20 protein-coding genes are annotated in these 25,864 nt (G+C 42.0%); 11 read left to right on the plus strand and 9 right to left on the minus strand.

The window, feature by feature from the left end; all coding sequences use genetic code 11:
• The first annotated feature begins 5 nt into the window (after positions 1 to 5).
• Positions 6 to 1,517, plus strand: a complete 1,512-nt coding sequence (locus tag J7I42_RS21195; RefSeq protein WP_209140870.1) for a S8 family peptidase — start codon at positions 6 to 8, stop codon at positions 1,515 to 1,517.
• Between the two features lie 68 nt (positions 1,518 to 1,585).
• Here J7I42_RS21195 and J7I42_RS21200 read toward each other — a convergent pair whose 3' ends face one another.
• The 7 genes from J7I42_RS21200 to J7I42_RS21230 form a co-directional block, all read right to left on the minus strand.
• Positions 1,586 to 1,843: a hypothetical protein gene (locus tag J7I42_RS21200; RefSeq protein ID WP_209140871.1), complete on the minus strand. Its 258-nt coding sequence runs from the start codon at positions 1,841 to 1,843 to the stop codon at positions 1,586 to 1,588.
• 199 nt (positions 1,844 to 2,042) lie between these two features.
• The gene (locus tag J7I42_RS21205; protein WP_209140872.1) at positions 2,043 to 2,300 is read right to left on the minus strand and encodes a hypothetical protein; all 258 of its coding nucleotides are present in this window, start codon (positions 2,298 to 2,300) and stop codon (positions 2,043 to 2,045) included.
• 136 nt (positions 2,301 to 2,436) lie between these two features.
• On the minus strand, positions 2,437 to 5,598 hold the full coding sequence (locus tag J7I42_RS21210) for an NAD(P)/FAD-dependent oxidoreductase (RefSeq protein ID WP_209140873.1): 3,162 nt from the start codon (positions 5,596 to 5,598) through the stop codon (positions 2,437 to 2,439).
• Positions 5,599 to 6,066: 468 nt separating this feature from the next.
• Positions 6,067 to 6,441 (minus strand): helix-turn-helix domain-containing protein, encoded by a 375-nt coding sequence (locus J7I42_RS21215; RefSeq protein WP_209140874.1) that lies wholly within the window; start codon positions 6,439 to 6,441, stop codon positions 6,067 to 6,069.
• A 645-nt stretch (positions 6,442 to 7,086) separates the two neighbouring features.
• Positions 7,087 to 7,449, minus strand: a complete 363-nt coding sequence (locus tag J7I42_RS21220; protein ID WP_209140875.1) for a helix-turn-helix domain-containing protein — start codon at positions 7,447 to 7,449, stop codon at positions 7,087 to 7,089.
• Between the two features lie 249 nt (positions 7,450 to 7,698).
• A complete protein-coding gene (locus J7I42_RS21225) occupies positions 7,699 to 8,736 on the minus strand; it encodes a PorP/SprF family type IX secretion system membrane protein (protein WP_209140876.1) in 1,038 nt (345 codons plus the stop codon).
• A gap of 24 nt (positions 8,737 to 8,760) precedes the next feature.
• Complete coding sequence (locus J7I42_RS21230) at positions 8,761 to 14,565, minus strand: MBG domain-containing protein (protein ID WP_209140877.1); 5,805 nt, start codon at positions 14,563 to 14,565, stop codon at positions 8,761 to 8,763.
• A 570-nt stretch (positions 14,566 to 15,135) separates the two neighbouring features.
• On the opposite strand from J7I42_RS21230, the gene J7I42_RS21235 reads away from it, so the two are divergent.
• From J7I42_RS21235 to J7I42_RS21265, 7 genes are all read left to right on the plus strand, one after another.
• On the plus strand, positions 15,136 to 15,462 hold the full coding sequence (locus J7I42_RS21235; protein ID WP_209140878.1) for an ArsR/SmtB family transcription factor: 327 nt from the start codon (positions 15,136 to 15,138) through the stop codon (positions 15,460 to 15,462).
• Entirely contained in the window at positions 15,459 to 15,962 is a 504-nt protein-coding gene (locus J7I42_RS21240; protein WP_209140879.1) for an SRPBCC family protein, read from the plus strand. Before J7I42_RS21235 ends, J7I42_RS21240 begins: the two co-directional genes overlap by 4 nt.
• Before the next feature lie 124 nt (positions 15,963 to 16,086).
• The gene (locus J7I42_RS21245; RefSeq protein ID WP_209140880.1) at positions 16,087 to 16,236 is read left to right on the plus strand and encodes a hypothetical protein; all 150 of its coding nucleotides are present in this window, start codon (positions 16,087 to 16,089) and stop codon (positions 16,234 to 16,236) included.
• 507 nt (positions 16,237 to 16,743) lie between these two features.
• The gene (locus J7I42_RS21250) at positions 16,744 to 17,118 is read left to right on the plus strand and encodes a hypothetical protein (protein WP_209140881.1); all 375 of its coding nucleotides are present in this window, start codon (positions 16,744 to 16,746) and stop codon (positions 17,116 to 17,118) included.
• Between the two features lie 35 nt (positions 17,119 to 17,153).
• A complete protein-coding gene (locus J7I42_RS21255) occupies positions 17,154 to 17,555 on the plus strand; it encodes a GreA/GreB family elongation factor (RefSeq protein WP_209140882.1) in 402 nt (133 codons plus the stop codon).
• A gap of 123 nt (positions 17,556 to 17,678) precedes the next feature.
• Entirely contained in the window at positions 17,679 to 18,416 is a 738-nt protein-coding gene (locus J7I42_RS21260) for an SDR family oxidoreductase (RefSeq protein WP_209140883.1), read from the plus strand.
• 60 nt (positions 18,417 to 18,476) lie between these two features.
• Entirely contained in the window at positions 18,477 to 19,391 is a 915-nt protein-coding gene (locus tag J7I42_RS21265; RefSeq protein WP_209140884.1) for a helix-turn-helix domain-containing protein, read from the plus strand.
• Positions 19,392 to 19,696: 305 nt separating this feature from the next.
• Here J7I42_RS21265 and J7I42_RS21270 read toward each other — a convergent pair whose 3' ends face one another.
• Both J7I42_RS21270 and J7I42_RS21275 read right to left on the minus strand, forming a co-directional pair.
• The gene (locus J7I42_RS21270) at positions 19,697 to 19,837 is read right to left on the minus strand and encodes a helix-turn-helix domain-containing protein (protein ID WP_209140885.1); all 141 of its coding nucleotides are present in this window, start codon (positions 19,835 to 19,837) and stop codon (positions 19,697 to 19,699) included.
• Positions 19,837 to 22,065 carry a trehalose-6-phosphate synthase gene (locus J7I42_RS21275; RefSeq protein ID WP_209140886.1) on the minus strand — a complete coding sequence of 743 codons (2,229 nt, stop codon included), beginning with the start codon at positions 22,063 to 22,065 and terminating at the stop codon, positions 19,837 to 19,839. The genes J7I42_RS21270 and J7I42_RS21275 overlap by 1 nt, the downstream gene beginning before the upstream one ends.
• Positions 22,066 to 22,294: 229 nt before the next feature.
• On the opposite strand from J7I42_RS21275, the gene otsB reads away from it, so the two are divergent.
• The 3 genes from otsB to J7I42_RS21290 are packed head-to-tail and all read left to right on the plus strand — an operon-like array spanning position 22,295 to position 25,859.
• Complete coding sequence (gene otsB / locus J7I42_RS21280; protein WP_209140887.1) at positions 22,295 to 23,074, plus strand: trehalose-phosphatase; 780 nt, start codon at positions 22,295 to 22,297, stop codon at positions 23,072 to 23,074.
• Between the two features lie 16 nt (positions 23,075 to 23,090).
• Entirely contained in the window at positions 23,091 to 24,833 is a 1,743-nt protein-coding gene (locus tag J7I42_RS21285; protein WP_209140888.1) for an MOSC and FAD-binding oxidoreductase domain-containing protein, read from the plus strand.
• 9 nt (positions 24,834 to 24,842) lie between these two features.
• The gene (locus tag J7I42_RS21290) at positions 24,843 to 25,859 is read left to right on the plus strand and encodes an SLAC1 anion channel family protein (RefSeq protein WP_209140889.1); all 1,017 of its coding nucleotides are present in this window, start codon (positions 24,843 to 24,845) and stop codon (positions 25,857 to 25,859) included.
• Positions 25,860 to 25,864: the final 5 nt, after the last annotated feature.

The raw sequence follows: 25,864 nt of genomic DNA on the forward strand, positions 1-25,864 counted from the left end.
TAATTATGAAAACGATTATGATTGTTTTGGTGGTGTTTGCATGGATTAATGTAAAAGGTCAGGGAAAGAATTGGCAAAATCTGGATTTACAAGATGACTCAGTATTTGGGATCGGTATTAATAAGGTTTATGCTGACCTTCTAAAGAACAAACGTGCCAAAATTGTGATTGTGGCTGTGATTGATAGTGGAATTGATTCCTCTCATTCTGATTTGAAACTGGCACTGTGGAATAATGAACGCGAAAGAAATAATAAACAAGATGATGATGCTAATGGTTACCTAGATGACGTTCACGGTTGGAATTTTATTGGTTCACAGCTGGGAAATGTTCATTATGATAACCTGGAACTGACAAGAATTATCCGAAAAGATAAAAGGTTCTATGACAGTTTATCCTATGCCGCTGTACCTGAAGAATATCTTCAGTCCTATAGATGCTATAGAAAACTGAGGAATATTTATGATGATAAGGTCCAACGCGCTAAATCAGCTGTTGGTCAATTAGAAGGATTCAAGCATGCTTTACAGAAAATTGTTGAAAAAATAAATAAATCATCTCCCACATTGCACGATTTCAGTCTTTATCAACCTGCGAATGAAAACGAGGAGCGAGTACGAAGCGTAATGATGAATGCTTTATTAAATCAGGATTTTACTGATTTTGAAACAAATGCAATTGACAAAGTATATAGTCAATTTCAAAATCAGCTAAAATATGCATTAAATCTTAATTATGATCCACGTTCAATAGTTAAGGACAATTACAACAATAGTGACGAGAGGGCTTATGGAAATAATGATATTCAGGGACCAGACGCTCTGCATGGAACGCATGTTGGCGGTATAATTGCAGCAACAAGAAATAATGGAATTGGTATCGACGGCATTGCAGATAATGTAAAGCTTATGGTGATCAGGGCAGTGCCGGATGGAGATGAAAGAGACAAAGATATTGCTAATGCCATTCGGTATGCTGTAGACAATGGGGCGAGGGTAATAAACATGAGCTTTGGCAAGCCATTTTCGTGGAATAAAAAATGCGTAGACAATGCCGTGAAATATGCAATGGAAAAGGATGTGCTAATTGTTCATGCAGCAGGCAATGATGGAAAGAACCTGGATTCAAATGATAATTATCCATGCCGGAATTATGCTGATATCTCAGGCAAGGCGGATGCCTGGATTGAAGTAGGTGCATCTGACCAAAGCGGTAATGCAGCAAATTTTTCTAACTACGGAAAAGAAACCGTTGATGTTTTCGCGCCTGGTGTTCACATCTATTCATGCGTTCCTGGAAATAAGTACGAATTTGAGGATGGTACTAGTATGGCAGCCCCTGTAGTAACAGGGTTGGCAGCTTTGCTTAGGGGGTATTACCCAAATCTAACAGCCATACAGGTCAAAGACATCATCATGAAGTCTGTGCTGAAAAGAGATATTTTTGAAAAAAAATGCTTGAGTGGTGGTATCGTAAATGGCTATGGAGCCTTTAAATTGGCAATATCTTACAAGTGACCATGTTAATGTTTAATATGGATCTAAAGTTGCCTTTTGTGGCGACTTTAGCATGAATGCAGCACTTATTAATTTGCATCATAAAATAAATCCACTCCATTCCCATCTTTAAATCTGTAGTTAGTGGTATTGAGCCGGAAATACACTGGCACATAGCCGGCGGCACTATTATTATAGATTTTGCCAGTTTGATCGATAGCAACGAGTACTCCATTTATATACAGGTTCGGTATTTGTGTTCTTTTAGTTTCAACCTTGAAGGCAAATGCACCTGTGATGCCCAGGGCTAATATCCCTCCGGTAGCGAAAATTTTTTCTTTTTTCATAAAACTGGTTTTAATTAAACTTGGTAGCTATCCTTTTGAAGGTTTTCAGTGGTATCTCGTTACCAAGTTTTATTTTAGCGACGTGGTAGATGCGTGTAGTGCCTTTAAATTGCAATATCTTACAAGCGAGCCACGTTAATGTTTAAATGTAAATCTAAAGTCGCCTTTTGTGGCGACTTTAGTATGAATTCAGGACTTATTAATTTGCATCATAAAATAAGTCAGTTCCAGACGCATCTTTAAGTCTGTAGTTTGTGGTATTGATACGAAGATATACGGGTTGATAACCGGCTGCGCTATTATTATAGATTTTGCCAGTTTGATCGGTAAGGACCTGTGTTGCGCCTATATACAGGTTTGTTACTGCTGTTCTTTTAGTTTCAACCTTGAAGGCAAACGCGCCTGTGATGCCTAAGGCTAATATTCCTGCGGCAATAAAAAATTTCGTTTTTTTCATAAAAACTGTTTTTAATTTTATTTGGCACCTACTCTTTTGAAGGTTTTCGGTTTCCCCTTTTACCAACCTTTTATTTTAGCGGAGGTGGTGGTTGACCGCATCAATCAGCCAATGTTAACCTTGGCTAATTCCTGCATTAGTTAACATATGCAGGTGAATTGCGCAAAGAATTTTGAGTTCTTTCTTTTGCATTTTCTAAAGAAATGAACTTATAAATGTTTTCGATCAAAATTATTGATAGCCCAAAACTCATGATCAATGGGAATAACTGATATCTGAGTACAATTGGAGAGGCAAATACACTGAATGTTATATTAAGGATCCACAGAAATAATATTAATATTAAGGTTTTGGATATATCATTATTGTTTTTATTAAATCCATTAAAGACGAACATTCCGGCCAGGCAAATCAGTAATAATACGTTAACTAAAGCTGAAAATATTGGATAGATTTGTGTGGGTTTGGGTTTAGAATATTTTATTGCGTTGTGTTTTATTATCTCCTGGCTCTTATAGTTAAACCATTCTTTCGCCAGTTTTCCGACGCTATCAGATCCCATGTTATAGGTTTCTAAAAACTCAGGAGGGGGTACAAAGAATTTTTCCAGGTTCGGAAATATAAAGGCTTTTATAAATTGTGTTGGATAATTACGCATTAGTAACTGTGCATAGTCTGAATACAATGGTGCTACAGAAGCCCAACGTTTGAAATAGGGTGCTGAGGTGTCTTTTTTCCATTCCTGGGTCATATACTGGATCAATGGACCTCTATCACTCCATAGATAAAAGTAACTATTTAAAGAGTCTAGTTTTGTTAGCTTTACTTTTGACAAGGTATCCATGTGTTGCCTCACCATTTTTTCTAACTTCTCGAAACGGGCAGGTACTGGTTTCCGTTCGTTGGCAGGTATTTGCTCATACATGTACAGTGCATTGTTAGCTAATTGCCAGCCACCGAAAGGACTGAACTGTTTATGGCCTGTTTCTGTCTGCATTTTATTGCTTGTGAATAGTACACTCCAGGCGATCAGCGCAAAGCCTGCTGACATTCCAGCCAATTTTAATGTCCATTTTTGTCGGGAAAGTATAAAGGCAAGCCCTGTCACCAATGGATAATAAATCGCATTGTATCGCAGCGTAAATAAAACCATCAGTAATATTGCCTGTGTAAAGATCATCCAGGTTTTTGGGCGATATATGATCCAGATCAGTTGGGTTAACCACAATAGACTAAAACCAATAAACAGGGTATCTGCCGAAATATAATTGGCGACATATAAAGCGACCGGATTAATAGTGATAAAAACTAACAAAATGTATTTAACCGATTTACCAGGCCTAAAGAAGTACAGCAAAGTGAACACAAAGCTCAGGCCGGACAAGCTCAGGAAGATATATTGAAAGCCGGTAAGTAGATAATCCGAATGTGCAAAACTACTAAATATGCGCAGGAACTTGGAGTAAGCGACAGGCCAGGTATTTAAATCTGCATTCACTGTTGCCGCTGCCAGGTATGAATAAGAATCGGGCATGTAGTTAGCATAAACGTAGTACAGCTTAAACAATACAAATTGCACAAGAAACAAAACAATAGCAGACCAAAACCATAACCTTTGTTGACGAAAAATAAAATGTTTAAATGATAAGTCCAATTGGGGGAGGGGTTGTGACGCCGACTCTGGCCTCACCTGTGCAGCCATTTCTTCCTTCTTTACTTCATGATACTCCTGCTCTGTATTAATGTTCCAAAGATTTTCCTTGCTGGTTGCGCCTTCAACTATGTTATCAACGGCTACCATTGCGGTGAGCATGGAGTGGTCGGTATTATTATACTTATGCATTCCATTGCGGCCAACCAGAAAAAGATTTTCGAACTGATTGACATACTCCCTGATCTTATCAAACTGATGATAGGTACCAAAATAGGCAGGGTAGGTTTTTTCCAATCGCCGAACGGTAATGTCCAGTACATCGCCAGCATGTGCCAACTTCATCTTTTCCAGCTCCTGGATGGCGATCTTTTGAATGGCTTCATCGGGTAGGGCCCAGAAATCATCTGATTTGTTACAGAAATATTCCATGCCTATCCAGGTGTTGGTAGGGTTGTTGACCATGCCTTCGCCCCAGTTGTTGTAGATCATCAGCCGGCCCACTTTTACATCCCGCTCCTGGATGTAGATCCAGTTGTCTTTTAGTTCCAGTTTCTCGTATCCGCCTTTGCCAACTGGTTTTGATAATTGCTTCAGTAGGACCCCTACATTTATAAAGTCCCTGTATTGCAAACCGGCGGCAACGTCCTTAACATCTTGTGGAACGAGTGAGGGTGCCCCGGCATCCATGCCGGCAATTAGTTCCTGCACTGGCATGGAAGAGAAAAAGTAGTTACCTTCCCAGGCGCCTGTTTGATTGGTCTCGCTGTTGATGGTATTGACGCCGACAATTTTTCCATCTTCAAAATATATATTGCTTACATTTTGGTGGAGGTATATTTTACCTCCCATTTCTTCCACCTGCCGGGCAACTTCTTCCCACAGCGATCCGGGCCCATATTTCGGATACAAAAATTGCTCTATTAAACTGGTCTCTTTTTCCTTCTGACTGATATCGCCTTCTTTCTTTTTCTTCAATGATTTGATGGCTTCGCCAATGGCCTTGCCTAAGGATACACCTTTGATCCGTTGAGCACCCCATTCTGCCGAGATCTCATGACAGGGTACGCCCCATACCTTTTCTGTATAGTCTTTGAAAAAGAGTAAGTAAAGTTGTTTACCAAACTTATTGATGATAAAATCTTCCAGGCTTTTTTCCGGTTTCCGGGGAAACAAACGTGCAAGCAGGAAGGAGATCATAATTTTAATGGTACGGATTAAACCTAATGTTCGTAGGGTTCTCAATGATAATTGAATAGGGTAGGCAAAAAACTTACGCAGAAAGTATATCCTTGTCAATCGTTGTATTACCAGCATTACCTTGTCATTTTTACTCTCACTATTGTTTAAGCTGGTTGCATGGATTTGATGCTCCTTATTCTGATAATTTATAGTTATTGCTTCATCTGCTGGCTTGTCAAGCGGCATGATATTCAGCCACCAGTTCATTACACGATCAGATTTGGAGAAAAATCGATGCGGACCCATGTCCATCCTATTCCCTTTGTAATTGATGGTTTTGGATATGCCTCCTATGTCACCGCTTTTTTCTAAAATGATCGGCTTTATATCGGTACGCTTCAGGAGTTCATAGGCTGCGGTCAAACCTGCAGGCCCTGCACCAATTATTATTGCTTTCTTTGACATAAGTTTAATTTAAAGGCAAAAAGAGTCATGTGGTTACTTGAAGAAACCAATGGAAATACTTCATTCCTTTTTTTGTAAAACAATTTGTAAGAGAAATCACTGCAACATCCTTTAATCACGTGCCGGTAATGATATTCCCGTTTGCATCGTTTGAGCGAAGATGCAATTGCTACATGTTATTGACCCTTTTTAAAAGTTGGCACAGTGCATCACCAGCACGGATTACAGGTATGTAGTTCATATATGTAGAGAATGTGATTTTCTGGGTACAGAATATAGTCTGTTATCTTGCTAGTAAATTTAGATCGGATTAACACCTGGCAGCGATCATATCCTCAATGTACTTCGTCTAATAACAGGGTCATTCATTTGTGACAATAAGAGATTATATTTCCTTTCAACCTCTGATCAGTTTCTCACTTTCGATTACAATAGCAAGTTACTATTTCAAATCACCATGTTCCAAATTTATCCGGTCTTGGTTAGCACATGTTGATCTTCGTTTGCACAGGAACTGATCATTTGAGTAGGTGCAACACCAAAATGCTTTTTAAAGGCAGTACTGAAATTTCTGCTGTGCGAATAGTTAAGTGTGAACGCTATCACCTTAATATTAATTCCCTCTTCCAGCATTTGTTTTGCCAGTTCCATTCTATGCTGAAGTTTAAATTTCCTGATGCCTACCCCGCATTGCTTTTTGAAAGCGTTCTGAAGAGAGTTACGGCTGATGTTGAAATCTGTTGCCAGCTTATTAACGTTATCAGCGCTTTTGTTCTCTTCCAGTTGTTTCTTTACCGAAGGCAGAATGGTTAATACACGCCGTTGGAATTGTATATTTTTCATACTATAGAGGTTTAATGGAATAAATTTATTGCTGAGTTGCACGGGCGTTCATGACAACTCGCTGAATTGTTTAATGATTTTTATGAACCAGCTAATTAAAAGATGGAAAGGATTTAAATAACCCAATAGGAGTTACTGTAAAAGGGGAATTATATTATTAACAACAGCAACAACAGCAATATTTCAAGTTGTGTTGTATTGAGGAAAGTAGCGCTTTTTGGGGGTGCGATAATCTGACAGCCTGTATTGTTCTTTTTTTCATGGGTTATTATTAAAATTTAAATAATAAAATTGTGTTCCAGTGAATAAGAGCTGTTACTAATTTATAACCCTATTAATTAGTAGACTAAATGGTCAAAAAAATATTTTCTTAATTGTTACGGCAAAACCTTGTCATTCATGCAGGTCATTCAAGCGGATCATTCATGCAGTTCATTCGTGTGGGATATAAAAACAGGAGAAAATTGTCACTCCGGATTACCACGTTTGTCTCTTCCTTTGTTTGCATAAGCAAGTTAAGAACTTGTTTTTAAACTTTTCGAATAAATTGCTATCAGAAAAGTCCTTTTTAAATTTTCCATTCTTCCCGTTTGTATGCCATGTTATTAAAGGTTAGAAAATATAACATGGTAAAAATGGTGCTTGCTATGAGGAGGTTTTTTTTTCGGGTGTTTGGGTTTGAAGCCATTCCTGCGGCCCCTTGCCATACACGTTTGTGAAAACCCGTGTGAAGTTATTTTGATAATCCATGTAGCCACATTCAATGGCAACTTCTTTTACGGTCATGCCGGTGAGTAGCATTTTGCCAGCTGTATGCATTAGTATTTCCAATTGAAAACGTTTTATGGTTACGCCAGTCAGCGCTTTAAAAGCCGGCGACAGCTTTTTTCGGCTTACATTAAATGCTGCGGCAAAATTTGATGGAGTTCTTTTTGAAAAGGGATTGCTGATTATGGCGTCCCGAATGGCAATTGCTGCATTGTTAATAGCCCTTTGATCACTAACCATGTGGATAAGGTTTACTGTAGTTAATATTGTTACTCAGGCACTGTTTCACATTAAAACAATCGGAACGTGCCTTTCTATATATGGAAACATAAATTCTTTGCCCGCCTTTATCCTTGTGGTAATTTTATTTATCAATGGCTTGGGTACGAAAGGCAGCCTGTCTCATTTCTTTTAAAGAGCAGAGTTGACATAAAAGCAGCAGGCCGGTAACGAATGGATCGCTACCGGCCTGCTGCTATATTGATCTTTTTACCAAACATTCCGCGGACAGGTATCGCCATAGCGATTCCCGATCAGGAAACCGATCATTAATTCATGAGTGCCTTTGGTAAAGGTACCCAGATCGGTTTTTGTATAATCATAAGCATAGCTTATGCTGAATGTATGGGCAACATTAAAGCCGGCCATAGCAGCATATCCATCAAACTGGCGATAGCTGGCGCCCACCCATACCGCATCGCGGTATTGCAGTTTTGTATTGACTTCAACCTGGTAGTCATTTTTAAATGCACCGCTGATATATTTCAGCATCACGGAAGGCAGCATGTTGATGTCCTCATTCAACAGGAAACGGTAGCCCGCCGTTAAAAAAACGTGAGGTATCAGTTTGCCGGTGGTCTTAAACGTAGCATCGTCTACAAATGCTAATTTCTGTGGAATGATCTGTTGCCCGGATAAGCCAACGAAATAATCAGCAGAATACAACCAAAGGCCAGCGGAAAAATCGGGTTTTATTTTACGCAGGTTCTTGGCTACCGCGCCACCTACACTAGGGTCAGTAGGGTCAGAACCAAAGAAGGCCTTACCATTGGTATTCAATCCTATTGATGAAATGCCGCCTGCAAAACCGGCCGCCAGGCTCGTTCTGGCGCTTATGCCTATGTGATAGGCATAGCTTACGTTGGCCGAGAACCGGTTGAAATTCCCGGTTCTGTCGTTAACAATGCTCATGCCCACACCATGGTGCGGTTCTGCTGCATTGTATGTTTCCCAGTAGGAGCTGCCTCTGGGGTTTTCACCAGGTACTTCAAATGAAGTAGCCGTGGTCCTGTAATCCTTTTTACCAATAGGGCCATGTACCGTTAAATAGGTGGTGCGTGGTGCGCCGTTTAAACCAACCCATTGGTCCCGGGCGCTGATCTTAACATCGGTATAGTTTTCAATTCCCGTCAGGGCCGGGTTCAGAATATAATTATTGAGAATGTATTGGGTATAGTGCGACCTTTGCTGTGCAAACATCACCTGGCTGAAATACATTCCCGCAAGTAACAATACAATCTTTTTCATTGTAGTATTTTTAGTTTGAACAGATTATCTGATGATGTCAATGTATCCGGTTAATGGTTTTTGTCCATTTCTGAGATCGATTATATAATAATAGGTCCCAACAGGCATGTCGGTGCCATTTACCTTTCCATCCCACGAAGTAAAGTTTGACATCTTGTAAACTACCTGTCCGTACCGGTTATAGATCAATACGATATTACCCGGATAATTTTCGAGATTCTCGATCACCCATCTGTCATGCAGGTTATCGCCATTCGGTGAGAAAATATTCGGGATAATGACGTTGAGCTGTTTTACATCGGAATAGAATTTTGTTGAACAACCTTGTGAATTGGTAACCCGTACCGAATAAGCGCCGGACGTTCTTGTCAATATCGACTGGGTGGTTTCCCCGGTACTCCACGAATAATTATAGCCGGCATCAGCTGGCGCATTCAATTGTACGCCGCTGTTTACATTCGGGGTATTTACTACGCCTGGGCCAATAGGTATTTGTGCAATAGCACCCAAAGGAACGGGGAGTACCGTTAACTGACCATATGCGTAAGCGAAGGTGTAGTTATCAGCAGATCCTCCTATTGGAATAAGGGAATAGGTGCCTGCTGAGGAATAGGCCGGGATTATAGTTGTAGGTTCTCTTCTTATAACAGCTTTGTTATCGCTGAATTTAAATCCTGAATAGCTGACTGGCACTTCCGAAGAGTATAGTGTTTCGTTCGCGCAAATAGTTTTATTGCCAGCTGTTGCTGTAAGTACGGCCTTTAAAATAACCAGATCGGCCGGTACATAGGTGAGCTGATAATTGTTTCCGAGCGTCAGGGTATTCTGGCCAATGGCATAAATACCTACGTTTTCTCCGGAGGCCCTGCTTAATGAGCCGGTAAATACATCACTGAATGCCAGTGCGGGCGCAAAGGTATATGTGAGTGCCGGATCAGCATCGCCATACGTTTTTGACTGGCCGGTTGCAGTAACTGTAACAGGCCTGGGGGTGATCAATAAGTTATTGTTGGTAAACGTGGTGGTATAATTACTGCTCAATACCAACGATCCCTGATTAATTGTGTAATTGCCGATATTTTCCCCCGCTGTTCTGGTTAACGAACCGCTGAATGCGTCGCTGCCAATCAGAGCTGGCGTATAAATATAGGTAAGCGCCGGATCAGCGTTGCCATATACTTTTGTTTTTGTGTCAGCAGTTATGGCAATGGCCAGGGGGGTAATGGCCAGATCGTTCGCATTATACGTAATGGTGTAGTTGCTGCTTAATGCAAGCGATCCCTGGTTAATGGTATAGGTGCCCACATTTTCACCCGCTGCTCTGCTCAATGAACCAGTGAACGCATCACCAGTGACCAATGCCGGCGTATAAGTATAGGTAAGCGCCGGATCGGCATTGCCATATACTTTTGTTTTTGTATCAGCAGTTATGGTGATGGCCAGGGGCGTAATGGTCAGATCGTTCGCATTATACGTAATGGTGTAGTTGCTGCTTAATGCAAGTGATCCCTGGTTAATGGTATAGGTGCCCACATTTTCACCCGGTGTTCTGTTCAATGAGCCGGTAAAGGCGTCTCCCGCAATCAGGGCTGGGGTGTTGGTGTAGGTAAATGCCGGATCGACATTGCTATATACTTTTGTTTTTGTATCAGCAGTTATGATGATGGCCAGCGGCGTAATAATTCCAATAGGGGCGCTGATATCAGTTGTATTTGATATAATATAATTACCAGCAGTAGTGCCTGTTAAGCTGATGTTGGCCAGGGGAACGGATACTGTTTTTCCCGTGCCGGCGTCTTTGGTATCATAAGATGCCAGAGGGCTGCTCAATGTAATGGTTACATCATCAGTTCCAACTACATCACCAGCGGCAAATTGTAAATTAGCCGCACTGACTGTAGCATTGGTATTACCATCATATACTTTGCTTACAGCTGTTGACGTAAGACCTATAGTTATTGGTTTGGGATTGATGGTAAGGTTTACTGTTACATCAGGTACGCCATTGACCGTGTGGGCTGTTATTGTAGTTGTTCCTGCTTTCAAAATATGCAGGTTGCCGCTGACAATAGTGGCCAGCGCGGTATTGGTAATGCTAAAGGTTACGGGCAAACCGGAGCAATTAGTGATATTAGGAACGGGTGCATCCGCATCGCCATAGGTTTTTACTACATTGGTAAAGTTCATGGGCGTGAGCGGGGCCTGCAATTCATAAGCACCCATATCTACCAAGGGGCCAAAGATCCTTCCATTGCCTGCTTCGTCAGTAGGAATGCCTGCTAACAAAGAATTATTACCCATATCAGCGGCCGGACTGCAAGGCGTGAGTTGCAAACCATCATCGGCAGTACCCCACTGGCCATCTGGGCCACTCGGGTTACCCGCATTTACAAACTGCGGATCAAGGTCGAGGTTAGGCAAGGCGGCTGCTGATCCTTTTACCAGCGAATGGTCATAATTAATGGTGCCAAGATTATGTACCTGGTTCGCAGGGTTACCCCAGCTGATGCTGTTGAAGAAGTTTACCGTGGCGCCTGCAACCACGCTAATACCAGCTGCATTGGGTTTTATAGAGCTTGCTGTAATATTACCCGATAACGTGACACTTCTGCAATTGAACGTACCCGAATAGGCCATGATGGCGCCACCGCCATCATCATTGGTGCCAGCGGCTGAATTATTCACCAGTACAGAGTTGTTTATGTTAAAGGTGCCACCGCCTGTCATTGTTTGTAATGCGCCACCTGAACCAACATCGCCTGCCAGATTCCTGGAGATATTGCCATCAAAAGAACTGTACGAAATATTGGTTATGGAGTTGCCATCTATGGCAATAGCGCCACCACCACCAGTGGCCTGGTTAGTGGTAAAAATAGATTTCGTAATGTTTGTTGTACTTGAACCTATGCTATATATAACTCCGCCATAGGTGAATCCTGTACTGTTAGCCTGGTTGCCCGTAAAAGTACAATTGGTAATATTTACCGTAGCTGCATTTCTGTTGAACATAGCTCCGCCATATGTGGAACTTGAACTGGTTGTAGCTTTATTGCCAGTAAAACTGCAATTATCAAATGTTGGCCCTGAATCAGGGTCCTGGCTGAAGATGGCACCGCCTGCATTATTGGAGATATTACCAGTAAAGCTGCAACCGGTAACATAAGGACTGGCCTTGTGGTCGTTTGCCAACGCCCCGCCATAAGTCAGTGTGCGGTTATTACTGAATGTACAATTTTGAATAAGTGGTGAAGCAGCTACCAATTCCATCGCGCCACCCAGTATAGCTGCCGTACCGTCGGTAAAGGTAAGGTTACGCAAGGCAGTTTTTGGGCCGGTAGCATTTGCCTGCATATAGATCCCGGCGCCATGTCCCTGGTATAAGAAAATGCCGGTATTTGCATAATTGAAGAGGCCGGAACCATTGGCTGTACCTTTGGTAAAGGTAAAGCCATCCACCACAATACTATCGGAGGTAGCAGGAATATTCCCGGTGATCACCATTACGTGGTAGCTGTTATCGATGCTGTCATTCAATGTTCCTATATCACCGCTTAAAATAGTGGGATTGTTCACAATATCGCGTACGCCGCCACCATTGGGATAACCACCATATATTTTAAATTTACCACGAAGGATCAGAAAGCTACTATCGCGATTGGTAGCGGTTTGATCACCGGTAGGGTAGTAGGTACCTTTGGCAACCAGAATGCTATCTACAATGGTACTTTGGCGGGCAACATCCAACGCCCTGGAAAACGTTTTGAACGCATCTGTCCAGGTACTGCCACAATTGTTATCATTACCTGTACTTCCATCCACATACAATACAGCGGGCACAGGGTTTACTGTTACAGTATAAATCACAGGTGTTCCATCGCAACCATTGGCGGTAGGGGTAATGGTATATACGGCTGTGCCGGTGGTGGTTCCGCTATTACTTAATGTTTGTGTAATGGCAGTGCCTGAACCGTTGCTGGCGCCGGTAACACCGGTTTGTACTACCGTCCAGGTATAAGTGGTACCTGGTTCTGAAGAAGAAGGCGTAATATTGGTGATGCCGCCATTGCAAATAGTTTCGCCGGCAGCTAATGTTATTACTGGTAATGGTTTTATTACAAATGGCAAATTGGTTTGGGCCAATGTGCCGCATGCATCTGTTGCCCGGGCATGGATAGTGTAATTTCCAGGTGTCAACGCAGCACCGGTAGTAATGCTGGGGCCGGTACCCAGCGAGGGAATGCCGGAAGGATCGTAACTCCAGTCTATGGTTGAAAAGGGCGGTACGCCATTTATACCAGAAGTGTTGAAAGTTATATCCTGTCCATTACATTGCAACACCGTAGTGGCGGTGATCGTTGATAATTCAGCGGTATGTCCGCTGATCACTGCCTCCAGCGGTTGAACAAGGCCAATACACGTATTGTCGCAACCCACAGGCCCTACACAGCCACGATATAATTTAAATGTTACGTTAATAGGCGCAGGAGTACAGGAAGGAGCCGGTGCGCAGGGCAATAAACTCGTTTCATTAATATAACCGGCCCAGGCAGCCCCTGGTCCAGAAGCACTGTAACGTCTCACCAAACCTACACCCGGGCTTTGACACGTGCCCATAATTATCTTCCAGGCAAAGTTTTCAATACCGCAGGGTGCGGTGGCTACTATGTATTCGGAAGTGGCAATGCCGGTAATGGTAGCATTGGCAGGCGGCGTAACTGCTATTGTGTAATCGCAGGAATTGGCCCATCCACAACTGGCATTGTACATGCTGCCTGCGGTTGCTGCAGCAATGGAGTTGGAGCTTTGTACCAGCGGATCGATCACCACATCGCCTGTGGTTAAACCATTTTTGATAAAATCGGCAGGTACGGCGACACTCAATTTATTTCCTGAAACATGGAAAGGGAACTTTGTTACAACAGACGGCGCACTTTTCATGTAGCCAAAAGCAGGGGTGATCTTAATGGCTTTGGGGGAGCCGGAAACATCGGCATAGGCGGTTTCTGTGCTGCTGCTTTCAGTATTGCTATTGTCAAAATACAGCCCTTTATTTTGGAGGCCTTTGAATGCATCTTCAAAATATAATTCCTGGTATTTGGTAAAATTCAACCGGTGAATGATAAAACTGGTTTTCACACCGCCGCGGCTTACCCGCATTTCTGCATCCATACCCGGAAAGATGTTGGTGATGCGTATACCGTCGCTGCCTATGGTATACTGGCTCCAGTCGGCAGTTGCCAGTAAGGTTTTGTTATTACCGGTAACACCGTATAGTGACCAGTTATTAAACTGTACTTTACCGGTAGCTGTAATTATATAACTTTCTTTGGCGGTAATATTTATGCCCACGGGGTCCCATTGATCAGTAGCCTCGTAGATGTTATTACCTACCGGCTTTAAGGTGGCATCAACAGGGATCCATTCGCCGTTGCGTTGAAAATTGATGGGATCGAATCCCTTTCTCTTTGTGAATTGTGCCGGGTGTGCAGGATCTATATAATAGCTTTCATAAGCTGTTCGTTTTTTCACCACTTCTGCATACTTCACCGGATCGTTCCCAAAGGTCCTGTAAACAGCATTCACATGATAGGTCAACCCGGGATTCACTTTTCCCCAGATAGCAGCAGGTATTTTTTCTGTAACCGGGAAATTGAGAAAGTTAGCCTCAATGGCTTTCATGCCTTCGCTTTGAGGTGCAACAGGGTCTGAAACCACTGCATCCTGGGCAATGCCTGCATAACACCAGGGTAACAATAAAAGAATAAATACCGACTTTAACCAACCGGTATTTCTTCCAATAGGGTAAAAAAATCGCAAATTTCGATTCATGATTATTAGGGAGGGGTTAATTTTCAGCAAAGAATAGCCTGTAGCTACCAACCGGCAGCTAAAACAGCCTGAACCTCAGGCGCATCATCGTATGTGCTCAGGGACTATTAAGAAATCGGGAAGATATTTTTCAATAGTGTGTAGGGTTTCATACGGGGCGTTTCCTTACCGGAAAAAAGGGGTTCGTTTTCATATAGTAAAAAATACCTGGCGAAAGTACAATTTGGCCCCTGGTATTACAAGTAGATTGTATGTGAATGACGAAAAATTGTATGTAAATGTAGTAGGTGATATTAAAACCGCCTTTTTACTGAAGTTATAAAAATGGCAATCACCCAATTACATATTATAGTAAAATAAAATTATGCTATGATGAATTGTATATAGCAGGTTTAAAATGATCGGAATTGTTACCCTCAAACTTTTTTGGATACTTCTTCTGTAAATGGCTGGCGTTTGGCCGTCTAACACTAATAACATCAGTGTTGGTTTCTTCATTCTGAAAATAAAATTGCGCAACCAGATAATTGCACGTATATTTGCAACCATGTAGTTGCAAATAATTCAACAATGGAACAAAGAAGAGATATTTTCCAGGCTATTGCCGACCCAACCCGGCGGGCGATCATGGCCCTGATTGCCTTGCAGGCAATGACCCCCAATGCCCTTGCCGAACATTTTAATACCAGCAGACAGGCGGTGTCAAAACATATTAAAATATTGACCGAGTGCGAATTGGTAAAACAGGAACAACATGGCCGGGAAATTTATTACTCCCTTGAAATTAAAAAAATGAAAGAGATTGATAAATGGTTAGATCAATTCAGAAAACTTTGGGAAACTCAATTTAATCAACTTGACAAAGTATTAGCAACAATTAAAAAACAAAAAAAATGACAACGAATTTGCTATTTGATTTTACGGTTGACAAAGCGGCTAAAACCGTATATATAACCAGAGAATTTGATGCCGAACTTTCGCTTGTGTGGGATGCATTTACCACGAAGGAGTTGCTTGACCAATGGGTAGCGCCCAAACCCTTTGTTTCAAAAACAAAACATATGAATTTTGAAGTGGGTGGCCGCAGGTTTTATGCAATGGTAGGTCCGGATGGACAGGAGGGTTGGATACTTCAGGAATACACTTCCATTACGCCAAAGACCCATTTCAAAATGTTCAATGTTTTTGCAGACAAAGATGAAAATCCTCAACCGCCTGGTTCTGAATGGGATTTTAATTTTAGCGAACAGGAAGGAAAAACAATAGTGAACATTACCATTTATAATGAATCGCTTGCCCGTATGGAGAGGATGATTGAAATGGGCTTCAAAGAAGGCTATGCCGCCTCTATTCAAAACCTGGAAGAACTGTTGGGTTCTTTATCACAAAAACGGTAGTAAGGAACAACTAACGTAGGAATGATTCGAAATAAAAGAGCCTTCAAATTTAACGATTTGAAGGCTCTTTTATTAAGACAACTGAAGGTATGATAATTGCACGCTTGACATAAAATGGATCAATATGATACGCAAATTAAAATCCGGACAATACCGTTTGTATTCAAAGAAAAAAGATCCTAAAACGCATAAAAGGAGAAACCTGGGTACATTCAGTTCGTTGGCAGCCGCTCAAAAGCATGAACGGGAAGTACAATATTTTAAAAGACATTAAATGCATTAAAAAGCGATGATCTTCGCTACTATTGCTTCAATTTTAATTAACATTTATTTGCCATCTATACAGTAAATTAGTGCTACTTTTATAAAGATGCCAGGTAGCACCGAAAATATAATTGTCAACAATCGTATCAACCATGTACTGGTTGATATGACAGATTGCTATACCTGTTCATTTACTGAATTCCAACCTTTTTGCACCAGCTTATATTACATTTCCAATTTTAAGGACTTTAGCACTTTTCGGCAAGCCTGACAGCTATTCTCATTCCTGTTCGTTTTTCCGCATAGGTAATTATCAGGCTTGATAGCTTACTATATCCTTTTTTGTGTTCTTCCGTTAAAGGGAGACAGGTATTCTTTATGCGATGAGGGTGTTATCACCTCTATCGCAATAGTGATACTATTGCTACATTAAATTTATATAAAGATGAGTAACGTTGATACACTGTTTACTTCAAATAAGTACAGAGAACTTAGTGAACTGGGATCAAAATTAAACATGTCTTTTTCCAGTCACCTGGATTTAGGAAAGATGATAATAGCCCTGGATGGAATAAAGAAATGCCTGTTGGTACTGGATACCGGTAGGGAAGTAAAACGCCCCACGATAATTGACCTGAATGAAGTGGCTGTTGTAGCGGTTAAAAAAAGTTATGGCAGCATAACCCAGGAAGAATTGAATTACAAAGGCCTTGAACAGTTCCTGGAAAAGATAGACCTGCAATTCGAATTGACCCGCGGCAAACCAACGATCGTTTTACCATTTTATGATCATAGTATAGATAAGCTGGCCGACCGGCGCAAGTTGGAACGAAATGCTGATACCTGGAGAATGATCCTGTCAAAAATGTTAGGCGGGGCTATAAGCAATTAATGAATCAATATTTTTTAATTAAAGTTAAAATCCTCATGTTAAAAATAAAGAACGAACTGGTTGTTACAACAGACGATTATAAACTGTTGGTCTCTTACCTGAATGGCGGGCACGAAAGGACAGCGTTTGATCCTCGTAATGCAGCAGCATTATATGCTGAATTGAAAAAAGCAAAGTTGGTTGACAAAATTGATTTTCCCGAGGATGCAGTGCGGATAAACTCTACTGTACAGATAAAGGCAGATGGGAAAGAGGCCGTTTTGCAGTTCGTGCTGGTAACACCCGATAAAGCCAATGTTAAAGAAGGAAGGATTTCGATCATGGCGCCCATTGGAACTGCGCTTATCGGGTTTAGAAAAGGGCAACAGGTGAAATGGAAGGTGCCCGCCGGTGAAAAGACCTTTACTATCCTGGACGTGATAAATGAAAGTGATTAACACCCCTGATTTTGTTACAAAATTCCGCAAACAGGTTACTTCCCCGCAATGGCTATTGCTCAATTTTGATGAAAGAAAACCAAAGCGCCGTTTGCTTTGGACAAAATCATCAAAAAAATTAGCATGAAAAAAGTATTGATAACAGGAGGAAACAAAAGTATTGGTTTTGAAACTGCTCGTCAATTGTTGCAAAAAGGCTATTATGTTTACCTGGGCAGCCGCAGTCTGGAAAAAGGGGTGGAGGCCGTTGAAAAACTGAAAGGGGAAGCATTATTCAATGTGGAGGCCATAGTATTAGATGTTGCCGATACTGCATCGGTAAATGCAGCCCGGGAGGAAATTGGCAGGAAAACGGACATGTTGGATGTCTTGATCAATAACGCCGGAATAAACGGCGGGTTGCCGATGTCGGCATTGGAAGCTTCCATAAACCAGTTCCAGGCTGTATATGAGACCAATTTATTTGGCGTAGTCAGGATGGTACAGGCTTTTATAGACCTTTTAAAAAAATCGCCGACGCCACGCATTGTGAATGTAAGCTCCAGTCAGGGATCGCTTACATTGGCTGATGATCCAACCCATAAATACTATCAATTTAAAGGCGCCGTGTACCAGTCTTCAAAATCAGCGCTGAATATGTATACCATCGCGCTTGCTTACCAGCTGCGTGATACACCATTCCGGATTAACGCCGTTGACCCCGGCTTTACAAAAACCGATTTTAATAACCATCGGGGTACCGGCAGCGTGGAGGAGGCGGGTGCACGGATCGCCAAATATGTTTTGATAGGAGCCGATGGACCAACCGGTAAGTATATTAGTGAAGAAATGAATCCGGAGGGAGGGATAATTCCCTGGTAACGTTCAGGATTTAACCTGTAACTATTTTGCTGTAAATTATTATTGTAGTAATTTTTTATCATGGAGAAGGATAATACCAGGTTCAAACTTAATTCCATAGCTGACGCACACCGGCTGTTCGATCTGCCCAAGCCGTTGCATCCGTTGATCACGCTGGTAAATAACTTAAATAACCAGATCGATCTCAACAGACTGCCACGGCCTCATGTATTAAATTTTTATAAGATATCCTTTAAGACAAAGCTAACCGGTAAGCTCAGGTATGGGCAGGGGTATTATGATTTTGAAGAAGGCGGGTTGATGTTTGCCTCTCCCGGACAGGTAATAAGCAATGATGAAGAAATTGGCGAACATACCGGCTATACTATTCTAATACACCCTGATTTCTTTCTCGGCAATCCTTTGTCGAAAAAAATAAAAGAATACGGTTTTTTCTCTTATGCTGTCAACGAAGCATTGCATTTGTCTGACAAAGAAAAGGAAACTATAGTTGCTGTTTTTGAGATCATGGAAGAGGAGTTCAATAGCCGGATCGATGATTTCAGTCAGGATATTATAATTGCGCAGATTGAACTATTGCTGAATTATGCGGAACGTTTTTATAAACGGCAGTTTATTACCCGCCGATTTGTAAGCAACGATCTGTTACAAAAGCTGGAAGCGATCCTGGACAATCATTTTTCCAGTCAAAGTGCCATTAGTGAAGGCATCCCAACTGTGCAGCAGCTTGCTGAACAGTTGAATATCTCTGCCAGCTACTTAAGCGATATGCTTCGTTCCCTGACGGGGCAAAACGCCCAGCAGTTGATTCATCACCGATTGATTGAAAAAGCTAAAGAGATATTATCTACATCCGATCAGTCGGTCGCAGAGATTGCCTATCAATTAGGATTCGAGCATCCCCAGTCATTTAGCCGTTTGTTTAAAACAAAGACAAATCTCACCCCACAGGAATTCAGAAGATCATTTAACTAGTAAACGGGTTACCCGTTGTATTGAGGCTACAATGATAAACGCAAATAACTTAAATAGTGCTTAAAGAGAAAGAAAAGAAATGGTAACTAAGATGAATAACAGTTTTTAATGAAAAAAAGGGGCGATACTTTTGGTATCACCCCTCTAAATCTCACGAAAAAAAATCCTAAACATTAATACTGTAAATCTATAAGATCTAACCTTAAAAAGACCTTAATGGGTGGTTTTAAAGGATAAAATAAAAACATTGAACACGCAGTTCCTTTGATAGGTTGTAGTAGGATTATGTATTTCAGCGATCTGCTTTACAAGTGGTAATCCGAGTCTTTGCCTTTCCAGACCTTGTTCAGGATTTCTTCTTTTGAAACAAGGTGATCGCCTGCATCGGCCAGCAGTACTAACAGGCTGAATTCTGTAAGGCGTCCAGCCTGACCAGGATCGATCATCAATTCTGAATGGAAGACATGGTCCTTAAAATGTTACTGGCCCAGCCATATACATTATGATTCATGATCATCCTGCGCATAAGCTTCATCTTTTGAATTTGTTTTTCCTTAGGCATTTCCAACGCCTGTTTTATAGTATCGGCAGTTTGTTCAATATCGTATGGGTTAATAATAAGCGCGCCATGAAGTTCCTGTGAGGCGCCTGCAAACCGGCTGAGAATAAGAACGCCATCGTTTTGGTCGCGGGAGGCAATGAATTCTTTTGCTACCAGGTTCATGCCATCGTGCAGGGAGGTTACCATACATAAATTGGCGGCTCTATAGTAAGGCATGATCTCCTCATGACTGTGATGCCGCTTTAAAAACAGAATAGGTTGCCAGTTTTTTGTTTTCAACTTCAGGTTGATCCGGTTTATTTCAGTTTCAACTGCAGTAACAGTGTCTGAATAGCTTTTCAGGAGTGCCCGGCTCACTGCACCAATCTGGACCAGCGTAAATTTACCCTGGTAAGATGGGTACTTGTCTAAAAATCGTTCAACGGCCAAAAACTTTTCAATCAATCCTTTAGTGTAATCAATTCTTTCTACCCCAATACACATGTATTGCGCAGTAACGCCATGTTGTTTCATTAATTCAGCCGGTTCCTGTCGTGGGGTAGGCTTGGCTTCATAATTTTTCAAAGTAAAAGCAATGCTGATAGGGAAGGGTTTCACCATGGTAAAATGGTTGCCGACCTTCACCGAAAAGCTTTCCCATATCACCCGTGATTCGAGGGCGTTATTAACCGTTTCCAGAAAATTATTACAATGGTATTGCGTATGAAATCCTATCAGATCAGCGCCCAGCATACCCTGTAATAGTTCCTTTTGCCAGGGGCAAATCCCAAACGATTCTGGGTTTGGCCAGGGGATATGCCAGAATATGGCCACTTTGGCATCGGGCCGTTCCTGCTTAATAAAGAGGGGTAACAGGGCAAAATGGTAATCCTGAACAAGAATAAAAGGATCTTCTTCATTTTTTATTTCTTCAAGCACTGCTTTGGCGTACAGTTGATTTACTTCAACATAATAGTCCCAATCAATTTTTCTGAAAATGGGTCTTGTATGTGCAATATGACAAAGCGGCCATAATCCTTCGTTGGAAAAACCATAATAAAAATGGTCCTCCTGTTCCTTCGATAACCATACACGTCGTAAAGTATACTTGTTTTCATAGGGCGGTACCGATACCTTATCGTGTTCATCCACGGTTTCTTTGTCGGCATCACCACTTCCTGATGCGATCCATAACCCGCCGCAGGCCTTTAATATTGGTTCCATGGCTGTAACCATACCGCTGGCGGGAACAATGCATTGTATTTCCCTGCCGGCGTGGATGTGCATGTAAGGTTCCCGGTTCGAGATGACCACCATCATTTTGTTTTGCAGCAATACTTTCATTTCTTCATTCAAACGCTCGGGTGTCCATACCGATTCTGCTGTTGTTCTTAGTCTTGCTTCTTCCTGTGCAATAGCCCTCGCTTCCTGCATGGCTTTTGCGATCCCGGAGATCTCTTTGTACAATGGTTCAAGAAATGCTACCCGTGGCCGTTTTTGCAGCAGGTCAAAGTCGCCCGATCTGGCGGCCCTGGCCCATTCAATTACCCTGTTGATCGGCGATAAAATTCCCCATCTTATGATAAGCAGGGTTACAACAGAAATAACAAGGGCCTGCAAAAACCAGCGCCAGAAGTTACGGAACCAGATGCTATTTGTAAGGTGCCTGATGTATTCTGCATCGGTATAAAAAACAACAGCAGCCGCAGGCAGATCGACCTTTTTTATAAGCCTGGTATATACATAATAGTTATTGTTGTTTATTTTAATAAACCGGCCCATGGAGGAGTCGGCAGAGATCGCCAGTGAAACAAAATCTGTTGAAGCTGGCAGGAATGGCTTTACATCCTGGTTTAAAGGAATAATACTATCCTGGTTAAAATAAACGGCCATACCGGCAAATCTGTATTGACCAATAACACTGTCGGTGATCTTACTGTATCGAAGGCTGTCGCCCTGTTCTACGCTTTCAAAGTAAGTCTTGTAAAAATCTTCAGCAACCCGGATGGTCTTCCCTTCCAGCTCATTTCTTAATTGCTCTCTGTCACTGGAGATCTGAACAATGGTGAAGCCAAGGGCTACCAAACCAACTGCCACAATAATAGATGTTATTAAAGCCAGATTAATTTTCATATTCCTGTTTGTGTATACGGTCTTCTTTTGTTTTACGATCAAACCACAAATGAGTAAATTACGCTACGAATGTGCAGGGGTCTCTTACCTATGAATTAAGGGAGCAGGAGTTTTGTGTTGCAAATTTACCTGAAATTAAAGCTTGTACGTGGAATTAATTTTTTTCTAATTCTGTTTTAACGTATGACTTGATAACCATTTTTAATTTGCACGTATAAAAAGTATGTAAGTGAAGTTTTTGGATTATTATTCAAAGTTTGATCTCATCGAGCAATACCGGTCAGCCAACAGAAGACTGATCCTGTTGGATTATGACGGTACGTTGATCTCCTTCTTTTCCAACCCTTCGGATGCAATACCTGGCGATAACTTAATGGAAATATTGTGCAAACTGAACACCACCAAAAATGATCTCTGTATAATCAGCGGCAGAAACAGGGACTGGTTTGATAAATGGTTTGTGCATCTGAATATAAACATTATAGCCGAGCATGGCGGTTGTGTAAAATTAAAAGGACAGCCCTGGTTGAAGAAAGAAACCGGTCCCAACCGCTGGAAGGATGCGGTAAAAGAGGTAATGAACAAATATGTTCGGGAATGCCGGCCCACCTTTATAGAGGAAAAAGAATATGCAATTGTCTGGCATTATCGTAATGCCCATGTGAGTCAGGGAAATTTACTGGCTGCCGAGCTTTACAATGAATTAAAAGAGGAGCTCAACAACGAAAACGTGGATGTTTTTACAGGTAAAAAGATTGTTGAAGTAAAAGTAAAGGGAATTAATAAGGGCGCCGCGATAAAACAGTTCTTAATTGCCAATAAGTACGATTTTATTTTAGCCGTAGGGGATGATTATACAGATGAAGCCATGTTTGAAGTACTGGCCCCGGTGAACGATAGTTTTACCATTAAAGTGGGCGACGATGCCTCCTTCGCGCAATTCAATCTTTATACACCACAAATGGTTGTTTCCCTACTGGAAATGTTTACTCATATTGCTGAACGATAACAAACTGTTATCTCTCATGAAAGTCTTATCTGTAAATGTTGGGCTGTCGCGGGAAGTTGAATTCCGCGGGAAACTTATCAAGACCTCTATTTTTAAAAAGCCGGTTGGTGGCAGGGTGATGGTACGGCGGCTAAACATTGATGGAGATCGTCAGACAGACCTGGGGGCGCACGGTGGGGAGCATCGTGCTGTATTTGTTTACCAGGCAGAATCCTACGAATATTGGCGGCAGCATTTGAAGCGGCCCGATCTGTATTACGGTCAATTCGGCGAGAATCTGACTGTGGAGGGACTGGCTGATAAAGATGTATGTATTGGTGACCGTTATGCGATAGGTAGTGCTGTATTCGAAGTTACGCAACCAAGGGTCACTTGCTATAGAGTAGGAATAAGTTTGGGGGTTCCGGAAATGCCGGCCTTGCTGGTAACTCACAAACGACCTGGTTTTTATTTCCGGGTTATCCAGGAAGGAGAAATAGGCGCGGGTGACCTTATTCAAAAGATTGCTGACGGTCCGGAGCATATGAACATTGTTGAGGTGGATGCTTTGTTATATTTAAACAACCATCCCAAAGATCAATTGCTGAAAGCTTTAAAAATTCCTGCATTAAGCAAAGGTTGGAGCCAATCATTTCAGGACCTTTTAAAGGCGGAAGAAGCAGGCGTAACAACGGGCAATACAGGTCTTTCAGGCGCTTATGGCCGGCCGCTTGCCTGGGAAGGGTATCGTCCTTTTATCGTTCAGCGTTCACAAATAGAAACTGCTGACATTCGTTCGTTTGAGCTACGCCCTGGCGATGGGAAACCATTGGCTGATTTTTTGCCTGGTCAACATATTGCAGTTCGACTTCCTGCCGGTCCCAATAAGACTGCGTTAACGCGGATGTTTTCCCTTTGTGGGCCGCAAGGAACTGACACTTACCGGATAGCTGTTAAACGTGAGCGGGTAGGAGTTGTTAGTGAATATATGCATACCCATTTGCTGGAAGGCGATCTGGTTGAGGTCAGTGCGCCCATGGGTGATTTCATTTTATCTGATAAGAAGGGACCCGTTGTGTTGTTAAGCGCGGGTGTTGGAATTACGCCATTGCTTTCCATGCTGCAGGCTATTGAACGCGATTCTCCCATGCGGGAGGTATGGTGGGTACACTCTGCGCGAAACGGGGCCAGTTATCCTTTTTTAAAGGAGGTAGAAGAAATTGCTGCCCATTTGAGAAACTTTCATGGAATAAGGATTTTTAGTCAGCCGGTAAGCGAAGAAAAGCCAGGAATACAATACGATTTTCAGGGGCATCTTGATCTCACCATTTTGACAAACCAGCAATTCCCCCCGGGATGCAATTATTATATCTGCGGTCCTATGGGGTATATGTCGGTCATCACGACAGCACTGCGATCACTTGGCAATGCTGATTGGCAAATTAAGACAGAGTTATTTGGGAATATGGATATTGCGACCACCGCTGGCATAACGCCACATCTTCCTCCTGATAACACAGGAACAGGACCGCTTGTTAATTTTACAAAAAGCAATATTTCGTTTAATTGGAATACCCGGTTTAATAATATCCTGGAAGCTGCCGAAACTTGTGATATCCAGGTTCATTGGTCGTGCAGGGTTGGGGTGTGTCATCGTTGTGAAAGCTCCCTGCTGGATGGAAAAATTGAATACGACCCGTCCCCGTTAGATCCTCCTGCAATGGGCAGGGTGCTGATCTGCTGTTCCCGTCCTGTCACAGATATTGAGTTGGATCTATAAACTGGGATAATGAAAAATAAAAACAAGGGTGCTTATAAAGCCAGTTTTCTTGAGTTTATGCCTGTTAGCCTTTTTGGTGGCGTAATGGGACTCTCGGCTCTTTGTTTTGCCTGGCGGCTGGCCTGTAGGGCCTGGCATATAAACAGGTTAATTGCTGAAGTTATAGGATGTGCAGCAATTATCGCTTTTGTTATGCTGGTTATAGCCTACGCTGTCAAGTGGGTGTTGTACCCGGCATCGGTAAAAAGTGAATTCAATGATCCTGTTTCTATAAGCTTTTTTTCAACGATTATCATCTCCATATTACTCATGCCTGGAATTTTATTGCCATATGCCCCAGTGATCGCAGCTGCATTATGGCTATCAGGTGTATTGTTGATGTTTTTATTCGCCTGGTTTGTACTGCGTAAATGGATGCGCAAACCACAGTCGCCTGAAAGCGCTATGCCTGTTTGGGTGCTACCGGTTACAGGGACCCTGAATGTGCCTATAGTTGGCAGCTCATTGCACTTTACGGGTGCTCATGAATTGTGTTTGATGTTTTTTGGCTTCGGGATCATCTTTATAATAATCCTGATGGCGATTATTTTTTCTCGGCTTTTTTTTCAGGCACCAATGGCAACCAATGCCCAACCGTCCCTTATAATTCTGGTGGCACCTTTTGCCCTGGCTTTTAATGGGTATAAAGGGATCACCGGAGTTCAGGATATGATGGCGAGTACGTTCTTTTATTTTTTCATTTTTCTATTGATAATATTAGGCAGTAAAATATTCTTATTACCTAAGTCTTGTCCCTTTCAGGTCTCCTGGTGGTCCGTGAGCTTTCCGTTGGCTGCAGTGTCAGTGGCCTGTTTAAGTTATGCGCAAATGCAGCCGGATATAGTACACCGGATGGCTGCGGCATTGTTGTTATTTGTTACAACTTTTGTCATTCTATACTTACTGGTACAAACTGTTTATATAATCTGGAGTGGTAGGTATCCCAAACCTGTTGAATTTAAGTCAGTCCATTCCGTTGCTGCTTAACCCTT

The organism is Niastella soli (assembly GCF_017742245.1).
Taxonomy (GTDB): domain Bacteria; phylum Bacteroidota; class Bacteroidia; order Chitinophagales; family Chitinophagaceae; genus Niastella; species Niastella soli.